At 50.3% G+C, this 12,983-nt stretch carries 9 protein-coding genes; 3 read left to right on the top strand and 6 right to left on the bottom strand.

What is annotated here, in order from left to right; translation table 11 throughout:
* Positions 1-114 precede the first annotated feature (114 nt).
* Positions 115-408, bottom strand: coding sequence for a hypothetical protein (locus tag JUJ53_RS07135; RefSeq protein WP_204151305.1), 294 nt, complete (start codon positions 406-408; stop codon positions 115-117).
* Between the two features lie 538 nt (positions 409-946).
* Between JUJ53_RS07135 and JUJ53_RS07130 the strand changes: the two genes are divergently transcribed.
* Positions 947-2,416 carry a PLP-dependent aminotransferase family protein gene (locus tag JUJ53_RS07130; RefSeq protein ID WP_204151304.1) on the top strand — a complete coding sequence of 490 codons (1,470 nt, stop codon included), beginning with the start codon at positions 947-949 and terminating at the stop codon, positions 2,414-2,416.
* 74 nt (positions 2,417-2,490) lie between these two features.
* Complete coding sequence (locus JUJ53_RS07125) at positions 2,491-4,035, top strand: amidohydrolase family protein (RefSeq protein ID WP_204151303.1); 1,545 nt, start codon at positions 2,491-2,493, stop codon at positions 4,033-4,035.
* A gap of 510 nt (positions 4,036-4,545) precedes the next feature.
* On the opposite strand, the gene JUJ53_RS07120 is transcribed toward JUJ53_RS07125, so the two are convergent.
* The 4 genes from JUJ53_RS07120 to JUJ53_RS07105 form a co-directional block, all read right to left on the bottom strand.
* Positions 4,546-4,947 carry a fasciclin domain-containing protein gene (locus tag JUJ53_RS07120; protein ID WP_204151302.1) on the bottom strand — a complete coding sequence of 134 codons (402 nt, stop codon included), beginning with the start codon at positions 4,945-4,947 and terminating at the stop codon, positions 4,546-4,548.
* Between the two features lie 77 nt (positions 4,948-5,024).
* The gene (locus JUJ53_RS07115; protein WP_204151301.1) at positions 5,025-6,332 is read right to left on the bottom strand and encodes a CO2 hydration protein; all 1,308 of its coding nucleotides are present in this window, start codon (positions 6,330-6,332) and stop codon (positions 5,025-5,027) included.
* Between the two features lie 56 nt (positions 6,333-6,388).
* Positions 6,389-7,921 (bottom strand): NADH-quinone oxidoreductase subunit M, encoded by a 1,533-nt coding sequence (locus tag JUJ53_RS07110; protein ID WP_204151300.1) that lies wholly within the window; start codon positions 7,919-7,921, stop codon positions 6,389-6,391.
* 3 nt (positions 7,922-7,924) lie between these two features.
* Positions 7,925-9,784 carry an NAD(P)H-quinone oxidoreductase subunit F gene (locus JUJ53_RS07105; RefSeq protein WP_204151299.1) on the bottom strand — a complete coding sequence of 620 codons (1,860 nt, stop codon included), beginning with the start codon at positions 9,782-9,784 and terminating at the stop codon, positions 7,925-7,927.
* Between the two features lie 749 nt (positions 9,785-10,533).
* On the opposite strand from JUJ53_RS07105, the gene JUJ53_RS07100 reads away from it, so the two are divergent.
* The gene (locus JUJ53_RS07100) at positions 10,534-12,036 is read left to right on the top strand and encodes a glutamine synthetase (RefSeq protein WP_204151298.1); all 1,503 of its coding nucleotides are present in this window, start codon (positions 10,534-10,536) and stop codon (positions 12,034-12,036) included.
* Between the two features lie 396 nt (positions 12,037-12,432).
* Here JUJ53_RS07100 and JUJ53_RS07095 read toward each other — a convergent pair.
* The coding region (locus JUJ53_RS07095; protein ID WP_204151297.1) for a hypothetical protein at positions 12,433-12,983 on the bottom strand (551 nt) is incomplete at its 5' end.

The raw sequence follows: 12,983 nt of genomic DNA, 5'->3' as shown, positions 1-12,983 counted from the left end.
TTGTGCTAAGAAACCGTGAGCGAAACGCTCACACGACCTTGATGGTGAATGGGTTGTGCGTGTAAGCATCTTGCTCACGTTCCAATTTCCTAGCCTCATTCAGCAACGCCTCGTTTACTGATAGTATCGTTGCTCTAGCCAAGCGCGCACTTCTTGTTCAGAGTGACAGGTCATGCGATCGCGAGTGATGGGATCATAAATTTCATAGATACCTTGTCCATTTTTATCGATCCGCTCTGAAATTACAGGATCATGGCTGCCTAGCAGAAATTTAAGGATTCCAGATCCCCAATCAGACACCACAGGACGAATAATTTTAGACCAGAGGGTGACCCGGGGGCGTTGTGCGATCTTCTCGTTGTATAAGGACTCTAATTGATTGCGAGCGGTGACATGATCGGGGTTCATCGCGTCCTCCTAAAGACTTCGTAAAGGGATGGAAAACATATCCAGCATTGGAAAACACTGGGCGACTGTGGTTGCTAGAAGCTAGATATAACCAAAATCTGCCATATCAGCTTTCCAGCACCACCTGTGCTGAATCGAGAGTATTGCCTACAGGTTCAAGATCGAATAAAAACAGCGCGGCTCAGTGCCTACACATCCAATAGATAGGACGTTTTGACCTATAGATTTGAGTGAAGGTCAGATACTGTTGCCCTCACCTTACTGAGGCTGGAATAAGAGATCAACCGAAAAATCCGATGGCATTCATGAGTAATTTCGATGGAAGGATCGATTCATCCTGTTGTCTCTCCTCAGGTAGCGATCGCTGCTGGTCTAGACGGTGTTCCTATCCATCAGCGGTATGAATCTAGTATGCTGTGTTACATCTAAACCAAACAGATGCAGTTCTGCTAAATTGTTATGGGTACAGTTTGCAAAAACAAAACTGTATTGGTAGCGATCGCTCCCAACTGTACTGTTCCTTCTCAAGGTACTAGCTATGGCAATGACTCCCCTCAATCTAGAATCTGACAAAAGTTTGTATGAGCAGGTGGCAGACCGCCTAGAAACCCTGATTTATGAAGGGACTCTGAAACCGGGCGATCGCCTGCCCTCTGTTCGCAAACTGCGAGAACAGCTTTCGGTGAGCATCTCGACCGTGCTAGAAGCCTATCGGGTTTTGGAGGATCGGGGCATGATCTGTGCTCGCCCGCAGTCGGGTTACTACGTGCGGCAAACTGCCCTACAGCAGCCTCAGGAGCCAGCAACGACGGATCCACCCAAGCGTGTCTATGATATCGACAACTCCCTCACCTTTCGCTTAATGCACGCCATCCAGGATCCAAAGATTTTGAAGCTGGGGGCGGCGGTACCCGTGGCTGAGCACCTACCCCTCAATGCCCTCAATCGCCTCATGGGGCAAGTGTTGCGCCAGCATTCCGCCAAGGCCCATTCCTATGATGCGCCGCCGGGCTGTGTTGAGCTGCGTCGCGAGGTGGCCAAGCGCATGCTCACGGCAGGGTGTTCCATTAATCCAGATCAGATTGTAACCACCAACGGCACCTTTGAGGCGGTCTATCTGTCGTTGCGCGCCGTGACGCAGCCGGGAGACACCGTTGCTATCGAATCGCCTACCTACTACGGGCTGCTTGAAGCTCTGGAAATGCTGCATCTCAAGGTTCTAGAGCTGCCAACCCATCCTCGGGATGGCCTATCGTTGGATTACTTAGAGATGGCGATGCAGCGTCAGCAGATTACCGCCTGTGTGCTGGTATCCAACTTTAGCAATCCCCTGGGCACCTGCATGGGCGATGCCAAGAAAAAGCAGTTGGCCGACTTGCTAGAGCGCTACGATATGCCGTTGATTGAAGATGATATTTACGGCGATCTTTATTTTGAAGGTAGCCGCCCAAAAGCTATCAAAGCCTTCGATCGCAGCGGCCTAGTCCTGTACTGCGCTTCCTGTAGCAAAACACTGTCGCCGGGAATGCGGATTGGCTGGGCGATCGCAGGTCGCTATCAGGCCAAAGTGGAGCAACTCAAGTGGGTCTTGAACCAAACGACAGCGATCGCCCCCCAGCTTACCCTGGCAGCTTTTCTGGCTAACGGTGGTTATGATCGCCATCTACGACAGTTGCGACGCAAATATCAGATGCAAACAGCCCAAATGACCCAGGCGATCTGCGACTATTTTCCTGCAGAAACCAAGGTAACTCGCCCCAATGGCGGTCATGTGCTGTGGCTAGAGCTGCCCCCTGAGTTCGACTCGCTGCAGCTTTATGAAGAGGCCCTGGCTCAAAACATTAGCATTGCTCCTGGCGTCATTTTCTCTGCATCCAGCGGCTATACCAACTGTTTCCGCCTCAATTGCTCCTTGCCTTGGACAGAAGACGTGGATCAAGCCATGCGCACAATCGGCTATCTGGCCAAGAAGCAACTGGCTATGACCATGCTCAGCCAACCTTTCTAGGAGAAATAACGCTTGCGTAATGTCCCCCTGCGATCGATGATGGCTGAAACCTTCTATCAACCGGTGCAATCCCCATGGTCGCAACCTCCTATCTCATCCAAAATGCTACGGTTTTACCGTTCACCCCCCAAGAAGATGGTTCCCTTGATCTCCAACCCCGACAAGTCGATGTGCTAGTGGAGGGCGATCGCATCACTCAGGTTGCGCCAAACCTTGAGCCACCCACGGCTCAAACCCACGTCATTGATGCCACCCATCAGTTGCTGATTCCGGGGTTTGTCAACGCCCATGCTCACTCAGTGGAAATCTTGGAAAAAGGGCGCTATGAGTCTATGCCCTTAGAGTTATGGATGCTCTATACCTATCCACCCCTGCAGCAACAGCATCTAACGCCACGCCTTTGCTACCTGCGTACGATGTTGGGAGCCCTCGAACAGGTGAAGTCGGGAGCAACAACGATTCAAGATGACCTGATTGAAATGCCCTACATCACACCGGAGATTTTCGCCGCTGTGGCTCAAGCTTATTTAGATCTGGGGCTGCGGGCGAGCCTCACCCACCATGCGATCAACCTACCGTTGCATCAAACCATTCCGTTTTTAGGCGATTTCTTGCCGGCTGATCTACATCAAGAGTTAGAGGACTTAGAGGGATTGTCAGATCAGGATTGGATTTCCCTATTCAAAGATCTCTATCAAACCTGGCATCAGCGCGATGGACTCCTAACCCTCGCCTTAGCTCCCTCAGCTCCCCAGCGAGTCACCCCTCATCTGATGCACCAAATTGCTGACCTATCTGCGGATTTTAATCTGCCGATTCATACCCATATGCTAGAAACCCGTACCCAGGCAGTCACGGGGCCGGTCTTCTATGGGGAAGGAGAGTCGGTGGTGAGCTATGCCAAGACCCACGGTATTTTGACCCATCGCACGGCGATCGCCCATGGTATTTGGCTCACCAATCGCGATATTGAGTTAATTGCCGAAGCTGGAGCGACGGTTATTCATAACGTGGTGAGCAACCACCGCCTCTGCAGCGGCATTGCGCCCATTCGCCAGTTGATGGATGCGGGTGTCACCATTGCCCTTGGCTCAGACGGTATGAGTTCAAACGACTCCTTTAATATGTTTGATGTGATTAAAGCAGCAGGCTTGACCCACTCCGTCACGCAGTCTGATTATTCTCGCTATCCCAAGGCTCGGGATGTGTTGACGTGGGCAACCCAAGGTGGAGCACGCTCAGCCTTACTTCAAGAGGATATTGGAGCGATCGCTCCTGGTAAAAAGGCTGACATTGTGCTCTATGATCTCACCACCACAAGCTTTACACCCCAGGCTGATCTGCCCATTCACTTGGTTTATGCCGAACGGGGGCAGTCTATTCGCAAGGTCTTTGTGAATGGACAATTGGTCGTAGATCAAGGGCAAGTGGTAACGGTGAATGAAGCCGATTTGTTAGCTGAGTTGCGATCGCTCTTACCCGAGTATGAAGCTTACCGAGCTGAACGAGTTCGTCAGGCCGAACGCCTAGTGCCAGCCATAGAAGCGACCTACCAAAAGGCTATGGCGACGCCATTCCCGGTCAATCGCTTTAGCCAACTCGATCGCGATTTTGCCTAGGTTCCTATCGTCTCTCTTGGGTCACGTTTGGACAAAAGGAGTCGAACCAGCGTTGCTGCATCTAGGTATGAACGCAACATCTACCCTCTCCCTAGCCCTTTCCTTTTAGGAGAGGGGACAGGAGTTTTAGCCCCCTTCTTCCTCGGAAGAAGGGTTGGGGATGAGGGCAATTTATCCTGCTATCCAACAATGCCCGAACCTTTAGGATCTCGTTAGATGTCGTGAACTGTCCTGACTAGAATTTGTCAGGATACTGCCAAGTAACACAAGAGGGTTGGTATAAAGTCTGGCTACATTGCTTATTCTAGTCGGTCACCCTACCGAGACTTCGTCATCCCCTCCTCAAGGGGATGACGAAGCAGAGATAAAATGCAGGATATTTTGGCCATGAGCATTCAACCAAATTTGACGTGAGGATCGAAGACCTATATTGTCAAATTCGGCTCAAGACCATCCCATCCAATGTCACAGCTTTCACAACAGATGATCAAGCCTGCGTTTAGGCAAACATTAACCCATCAATATAACCGTATCAATGACATGAATGATTCCATTGTCAGCCTCAATATCGGCAGCCACAACAGTTGCATTTTTAACCTCAAATCTATCTGCAGCTCGAATTGGAATCTCGCATCCCTCCAGTGACGTCACCGACGTCATCTTTGACAGGTCAGCTTGAGTCAGTCGTCCAGCTACAACATGATACTTGAGGATACGTCCTAGCTGGGGCGGGTTTTGCACCAGCGTTTGGATGGTACCTGGAGGTAACTTAGCAAAGGCATCGTCGTAGGGCGCAAAAACGGTAAAGGGCCCCGGACTACTCAGGGCATCCACCAAGTTAGCTACTTTAACGGCTGTGACTAGCGTCTTAAACGAATCTGAGGTGACAGCAATATCGACAATAGTGGGCATGGTCAAAAAGGTTAGATAAATGGTGTGAATTGTCCAAGGGCATGATAGTCACATCTGAAATACCCAGCAATGTCTATCTAGCGATAGTCTTGTCGCTGAATGTCGCGGAGGCGGGCTTCAGGACGCAGAAATCGATCCATCTGAGCTTCGAAAAACTGGCGATTTGCCATGAGATGGTCAGGATTAGGATCATCAAGCGGGTACAATAATGCCTGGCGCAGGGCTTGAATGACAGCAGAGGTCACGCAATACATCGATCGCTGAAAGGTAATTCCTAGCTGGATCAAAATATCGTCTTGACCTCGACAGTGCTGACTGTAGTAGTCCACCAAATAAGATGGCAGGAAGTGCCGCATATCTTGCATCAGCAACGTAGGTGGAATACCGGCTGTCCCCACTGGAAATACATCTGCATAGAGAATGCCGTAGTGAAAATCTGCTTGCTCAGCCGGTACCTGTTCTGCCTGAGCATTATAGGACTTGGTGCCTCGGAAGGGGGCTGTCCGGTAAAACACAGATTCTACATAGGGCAGAGCAGCTTCATATAGCCACGTCATCCCTTTTGACTTGGGAATAATTTCATAACATTCACCATCAATGTAGACATGGTGGTAAATAGGGCGTCCAGCAATGGCAAAAATGCCGTTGACCAGAAAATTCATGGCTTCAGGAACGCTAGTGATCTTACCTTCATCATACAGATCAGACATTTCAAAAAAGACGGGAGCCATAACTTCCCAAAACAAACCTAGGTTTGCATAGTAAGATAGCTCTCGCACCTTCTCGATAAACATCTCGGGAAATAGCTTGTGCAAAGACAGCATCAATGGATTGTTTTTAAAGTAGGCGCGGATGGCACGATCAGCGTTAGCTTTATACTCATCCGTGTCTAAATAGGGGTCGAATCTATTGGCTGGCGCATACATCTTACGATGCCACAACATGGCTCTCATGCAGGCTTCAGCAAATTCCATATTGATGCGATCGTGCCAAAGATGGTGGAATAACTTAGGCCATGTTTTCTTAGTCTCACCCTTGTTGATAAAATCTAAAAGTTCTGGGTGGGCGGTCGCTTCTCCTCGCCAAATCCGTAGATCAGCATCATCTCCTGCATAGTGATTATGAAGATCTAGATACTCTTGGGGAAGAAAGTACTTGAAGGCTGGAACAGGGTTTAAGAAAACTCGTTCAGCAATATACAAGAGGTCGCGCCAGTAAAAATCCATCGGTACCGCATAGGCTTTATAGATACCAATGATTTGCATGAGATTCTCAGGGGTATCAGGAAGCATGGCTCCTCCTGCTTCCAGCCGATGGATAATGTCGGCGAAAGGATGCTGAGAGGGAGGAATGGCCGTGGATGTTGAGGACATGGTCGTAGTCATAGATTTCTAGTTTCTAGGTTGCAACATAGACAACAGGGCATATCAGGAACAGACGATCAGTTTTTCGGGATCATCAACGCTTCTGTAGATTGCATAGCCGTTGTGATCGTGATCATCTGTGTCGCGGGCGGGCTAACCGCTGACACCATAGCTGCCGTGGTTGATTCACTCCAACGCACAAGCCAGCTTGGCTGAACACCCAGCAAGAAAATAGCCCAAGCTAAAACCAAGGCCGGTACCCGCTCACCCCACTCAACCTTGGGAAAGTAAGCGATCGCATTATCTAGCTTGCCAAAGCAGGTGCGGTTTAGCAGAATCACAAAATAGACTGCCGTTAAACCCGTGCCTACCACAGACAGCAAGGTTTGAATCGGAAAGACGGTGTAGCTACCTTGGAAAATAAGAAATTCGGCGATAAATCCTGCCAGACCTGGAATGCCAGCACTTGCCATCCCACCCAACACCAAGAGCGCACTAATAGTAGGTAGCCCTCGAATAGGATTCATCAGACCGTTGAGTACATTCAGCTCGCGGGTGCCAACCTTCAGCTCGACTAAGCCAACGAGATGGAATAGGATAGCCAGGATTAGCCCATGGGCAACCATCTGGGAAACAGCACCCACCATACTCAGCGTCGTCAAGGCCGCTCCACCCAATAAGATATAGCCCATATGGCCCACAGAGCTGTAGGCTACCATGCGCTTAATGTCCGTTTGGGCGATCGCTGCCATGGCCCCGTAGAGCACGCTAATCGTCGCCCAGGTCGCTAAGCCAGGAGACAACACCGACCAGGCATCTGGAAATAAACCTAGCCCAAAGCGAAAGATGCCGTAGGCTCCCAATTTCGCTAAAACACCGCCCAGCAAAATCGCGGTGGGTGTGGATGCGGCTGTATAGGTATCGGGCAGCCAAGTGTGGAACGGCACTAACGGCACCTTGATGCCAAATCCCACCAATAAGATACCGAGAAGAATAAGCTGCGATAGCATGGGCAAACTCTGCCCCAAGACATCACTGTAGGCAAAGGATGAGGCCCCCGTGAGCCAAACTAGACCGAGGAAGCCAACCAGGATCAGTGCTCCGGACAGGGCTGTATAGATCAAGAACTTGGTGGCAGCATAATTACACCGTTCGCCGCCCCAAATCGAGATCAGCAGGTAGAACGGTACAAGCTCTAGTTCATAAAACAGGAAAAAGAGGAGTAGATTTTGGGCCAAAAATGCCCCGGCCACACCGCCGCTGCAGATCAGCATCAGACTGTAAAACAGACGCGGACGTTCCGTCTGTTCTGAACTGCTGAACACAGCAATCCAGGTTAAAAAGCTGTTTAGGATCACTAAGGTAATAGATAGACCATCTACGCCAAGCTGGTAGTTTAGACCAAGGCTATCAATCCAGGGCAAGTATTCCTGCATCTGCAGCGTCGGCGTATTCAGGTCAAACTGGAAGAGGAGGGCTAAGCTCCAAAGTAAAATACCTCCCGTAAACCAAAGGGTAATCCAACGAATCTGTTTTGACGAGATAGAGGCAGGCAAACAGCCAAGGGCGATCGCCCCTAGAAATGGCAGCCAAATCAAGGTGCTAAGCATGGGTTATCCACCAATAACAAGAGATAGGTTAGTCAACGACGACCATGTCATCAAAAGCGTGATTAAAATGATGCCCAGGGCAATGGTGAGCACATAGGACTGGGTTTTGCCGCTGTTGCCATATTTGAGGGCTTCGCCGCCAAAGAGTGAGGCTAGCCCCACCATATTGACGAAGCCATCTACTAGGTAGCGATCGCCCCAGTCAATTAAGCGCGAGATCCGATCCACGCTACCGACAACGCTGAAGCCATAAATTCGGGATGTATAGAAGTCGTAGGCTAACAAATTCTGTAATGCTTGCCACGGTAGCCGAATTGGCTTAGATGTGGGGCCATAGTACACCAAGGCCGCTAGGCTGCAGCCAGACAGGGTTGACCAGATGAGCACTAACGCTACATCTTTATTGAGAACAGCCCAGTCCGGCAACAGTGACAGGGTTTGCAGCACTAGAGGGAGGTGCAGGACAAACCCTGCCAAGATAGTCATCGGTAAGGTCACCAGCCAACCGTTCTCCGGCGATCGCTCTGTCATCGGCTGGGGTTTACCGCCAAACATCAGCACAAAAACTCGCGTGACGGCAAAAGCAGCCAGAGCGTTCACCAGCAGCAAAATCACGGCAATCACAGGGCGATCGCTCCATACACCATCCAGCAAGGCAAGCATCGACCAAAATCCACCCAGGGGCGGCAGGGCAATGAGTCCAGCTACGCCAACCAGGTAGGATAATCCCGATACAGGACGCCGCTGCCAAAGGCCACCCATCTGGGTTAAATCTTGGGTAATGCTGTTGAGGACAATCGATCCAGAGCTCATGACCAGCAAACTGATAGCCACAGCGTGGGTGAGAATCATCAAAAATGCGGCGTTGCTTAACTGTGCGCCCACAGCAATGAATACAATGCCCATGTAGGCGCTGGTCAGATAGGATAGGGCACGCTTGACGTCCACTTGAGCCATGGAAATGAGCGTACCGCCCACCGCCGTGATCGAACCAATGGCGATCGCCACCGATAAGACCGTCGGGGATAGGGCTAACACTGGCTCCAGCTTAATCAGCACCCATGCCCCCGTAGCCACCACCACCGAATTCCGCAGGATGGTACTGGGTACCGGCCCCTCCATGGCTTCATCCAGCCAAAGGTGCAAGGGAAACTGAGCACATTTGCCCATGGGGCCAGCGATCAGAGCCAAACCCACCAAGGTTGCAGTCGTCGGGTTGATATCGGCCGTCTCTGCCCAAACCGCTAACTCTTGAAAATCCCAGGTGCCAGCCAGAGGATAGAGCGCCAATACCCCCATCAACAGCACCAAATCCCCCACCCGCTTGGTGAGAAACGCATCTCTAGCACCGGTGACCACCAACGACTGATTGAGCCAGAAGCCGATCAGCAAATAGGTGCCGAGGGTGAGAACTTCCAAAATCATGTAGCTGAAAAATAGCGAATCGCACAGGGCCAGAGCACACATGCCAGCTTCAAACAGAGCTAACAGGGCATAAAATCTTGCCCAACCCCAGTCCATTTCTAAATAGCCCACGGCATAAACCTGGGCTAGAAAGTTAATGCTCGTTACTACTAGAATGGCACCTAGGGTAATCGACGATACTTCGATGGGGATGGTCAAATCGAGATCGGCAATCTGTAGCCAGGAAAAGGCTATGTACTGAGGAGCCTGTTGCCAAGTAGCATGGAAGGCGATCGCCCCATGCAGACAGGCTAGCCCCGTCATCCCAAGGTTAAAATACCCAGCGGGCCGAGGCCCCGTTAGCGGGGTAATTGACGGTAGCCATAACAGCGATAAAACCATCCCCATCAGAGGATAACTGGGAATTAACCAAGCTGTTTGGGCGAAAAACTGCTCCATATGCTGTCCTCACGATGCCTACAATGACCTACCTAAGATGGTGCCTATGTACTCCTAGTCATAGACTAGAGACTATGATTTTTCAAAAGACCATCATAAATAGACTATACCAAGATCAGCTTACATGGAAATTCAGTTGGTTCTCAAATCGTTTCAATAGGAATTCCATTAGGCTCGAAAAGGTTTTGCTTATGGCAGTCGCCCTATGGGTTCGAGGCTTTTGGTTAGGGGCTTCTGCACCGGGGAAAGCATCCCCTGGGAGGTACCTGTGCAAGGTATATCCATCATCCCCTAGCCTCTTTTTGCGGTAGAAGCAAGGGAGATCAGACATTAACGTCCCTCGTCCTTGGAGGTGTGGGGTGAGGGCTACATTATGCCTCTCCTATCATTTTGGGATATCCTGGCGATTTTTTGTCATAACAACTCACACTATCTAACCAAAGAGTATCTGACCAAAGAGTAAGGGTTTGGCCAGCGTCTCTCCGAAGATGACATAAAGAGAAATAATGTTAAGTCTGATTAATCTCTATATCGTCATAGGTGGGAGGGTGGGGTGCTCGACAGCAGTTGTCTCAAGGTAGATAGGGATTGCCATAGCCCTAATCCAGACTCGATCGTAGCACCACAACGATACAGTCCCAGCAAGAATTCTGAATGAAGGTATCTCTAGATACAGAGTTGTCATAACAAGTTGGCTTTAACTAAGCACAGCACAACTTGAGCCAGAGCGATGGTGGGGAGGCAGCAGAATGACGGGAATGCTAACAAAGTCGGAGGCTCTGACGAATCTGGAGGCCTGTGTGCAGGCGGAGGGACGCGCTGACTTGGTGGCGCAGGTGCGGGCCAAGATTGATGAGCTGGGCATTAAGTATATTTACTACCAGTTCATCTCCGTTACGGGGCGCATTGTCGGCAAGGGTGTTCCGGCAGACCATTGGGAAACGATTGCCGAACGCGGCATTCAGTTGGTGTACGGTTCCACGGCTAACCTCTTCCTCGATCGCTACAACAACTACATCGGCTATGGCCCAGAAGCATCGGAACTTGTGGCCATTCCCGATCCAGACACTTTCTGCCAACTGCCTTGGGATAAGCGAGTGGCGCGGGTCTTTTGTACCTGTTTCCGCAACCGCGAGGAACCGGAGAATCCGGGGGGCTACCTGACATCAGACTGTCGCGGCAATTTGAAGCGCATCCACGCTCAGTTTCAGGAAGATCACCATGGTCTACATCTGCGGCACGGTACAGAACCAGAGATGATGTGGCTGAAGAAAGGGCCAGATGGTAAGCCCAATGGTGGCGTGACCAAGCCCAACTGCTATCAAATTGATCAGTTTGAGGAATTGCGCCCCGTATTTTTACGGGTGATTGACTATTGTCAAGCGATGGGTCTAGATATGATCCAGGGCGATCATGAAGATGCGCCGGGGCAGCTTGAGCTCAACTTTATGTATGATGATGCGTTACGCACATGCGATCGCCTCACCACCTATCGACAAATCTGTTCCCAGGTGGCGCGAGAGTTTAACCTGATCGCCTGCTTCATGAGTAAGCCCTTCATGGGCGTATCGGCCAACGGTTGTCACCATAACCTATCTTTATGGTATGGCGGAGATGAACAGGTGAAAGATTTTGGCATGGAAACACTGCCAGGTTTAGCAGGCACCTTTAGCTATCGCAAGGGCGGCGAGAATACATTTTTGCCAGATCCTAGCTTATCTGCCACGAAGCCAGGCCCAATTGGTCTGAATGCGATCGGTGGAGTGATAGAACATCTGGGAGCCCTGACAGCGATCGGCTGTTCGACCGTGAATTCCTATCGCCGCCTATGGGATACAGGGCTATGGGCACCAGTCTATGCAGATTGGGGTTTCCAGAACCGTACCTGTGGTTTGCGAGTATCGGCACCGGGGCGGTTTGAGTATCGGGCAGTGGATTCGATGGTGAATCCTTATCTGATGGCAGCAGCGTTGCTGAAGGCGTTTGATGATGGCATTCAACGCAATCTGGATCCAGGAGAGCCAGAATCTCGTAATCTCTATGAGGCGATGGAGGCAGGTAAACAGGTGAAGAAGCTGCCGATGTCGTTGGGTGAGGCGCTGGAGCGGCTGGAGCAGGATGATGTTGTGAAGGCGTCAATGCCGGGAGACATGTATCAGGTGTTTAACTGGTACAAGCGAGATGAGTGGGAGAAGTTTTTGGCGACGAGTACACAGTGGGATGTGGACATGTATCTCGATTGTTTGCCGTAACCTTCTATCCGATCTTGCCGCTATCCTGGGCTCTTTGGTAGATGGTAGGTGTTGCTGAATCAGGATATGAACCTGGGGCTAGGAGTACAGAACCTTCGGCAAACGTTGCGGAGTCATACCGCTATTCAGCAATGCCAGATGGTAGCCCCATAGTCACAACCAATGTAGCATCTTGCTCACATTCCAGTAACGCCATTTCAGCAAGTAGGGTGGGCAGTGTCCACCCTACAAGTACTGGAGATACTGTACACGGTACAATGGGCGATCGCTAAGTTCCCGCCAATCGCGTCAAAACCCTGATAATACAGTGCGTACAACTTGCTTGACAGGATCCTTCAATAGGATTGATTAAGGGCTACCTGCTTCTTACTAGATAATAATGCCCTAGATTATGTCTTACGTTGCGCCGTAAATCTGACCTATAGTTCCTCTAACATTCTGCCTAAATCTACCAACTCCAGTATTCTTGTTGATGAGAATTTCCTGGTTTTGGGCTGTATAGCCAAATAGATTCCTGCCATCCAAAGCAAGGCCGAAGACATTACTATATCCAACATCACCTACCAAGCTAAAACTTCCATTGCGCCGAATAGATAATAAAACGTCTGTCCCAGCTCTCCTGGCCGTTAAGAAAAATCGATTTTTAGCTGGGTCAAAGACTAAATCACCACTGCTGGCAAAACCTTGAGTTGTAAATAGCAGCCTGGCTTCCCCTGTGCGCTGATTAATTTGGTAAAAGCCGCCATTATCAGAAGCACCAAATAACCGACCGTTAGCATCAAACCCCAGAGAATTCATCCCAGAGGCTCCAAAGGAACCGATAAATTTTGACTCCCCCGAACGATTCAGCCGGTATAAGCTTGAAAAGGTATTGGCAAAAATTCTGCCATTGTCAGATTGGGCAATATCAATGAATGTCCTATCTTGCCCTTGAACTCGCAGCCGCC

This window comes from Leptolyngbya sp. CCY15150, from assembly GCF_016888135.1.
Lineage (GTDB): Bacteria > Cyanobacteriota > Cyanobacteriia > RECH01 > RECH01 > RECH01.
Note: the sequence above shows the minus strand (reverse complement) of the source record. Positions and strands in the feature narration are given on the sequence as shown.

What these genes read in the sequence shown, in the direction of transcription:
- JUJ53_RS07100 (WP_204151298.1), top strand. Translation starts at nt 10,534, where the DNA reads ATGACGGGAATGCTAACAAAGTCGGAGGCTCTGACGAATCTGGAGGCC.
- JUJ53_RS07110 (WP_204151300.1), bottom strand. Translation starts at nt 7,921, where the DNA reads ATGCTTAGCACCTTGATTTGGCTGCCATTTCTAGGGGCGATCGCCCTT.
- JUJ53_RS07105 (WP_204151299.1), bottom strand. Translation starts at nt 9,784, where the DNA reads ATGGAGCAGTTTTTCGCCCAAACAGCTTGGTTAATTCCCAGTTATCCT.
- JUJ53_RS07115 (WP_204151301.1), bottom strand. Translation starts at nt 6,332, where the DNA reads ATGACTACGACCATGTCCTCAACATCCACGGCCATTCCTCCCTCTCAG.
- JUJ53_RS07120 (WP_204151302.1), bottom strand. Translation starts at nt 4,947, where the DNA reads ATGCCCACTATTGTCGATATTGCTGTCACCTCAGATTCGTTTAAGACG.
- JUJ53_RS07130 (WP_204151304.1), top strand. Translation starts at nt 947, where the DNA reads ATGGCAATGACTCCCCTCAATCTAGAATCTGACAAAAGTTTGTATGAG.
- JUJ53_RS07135 (WP_204151305.1), bottom strand. Translation starts at nt 408, where the DNA reads ATGAACCCCGATCATGTCACCGCTCGCAATCAATTAGAGTCCTTATAC.
- JUJ53_RS07125 (WP_204151303.1), top strand. Translation starts at nt 2,491, where the DNA reads ATGGTCGCAACCTCCTATCTCATCCAAAATGCTACGGTTTTACCGTTC.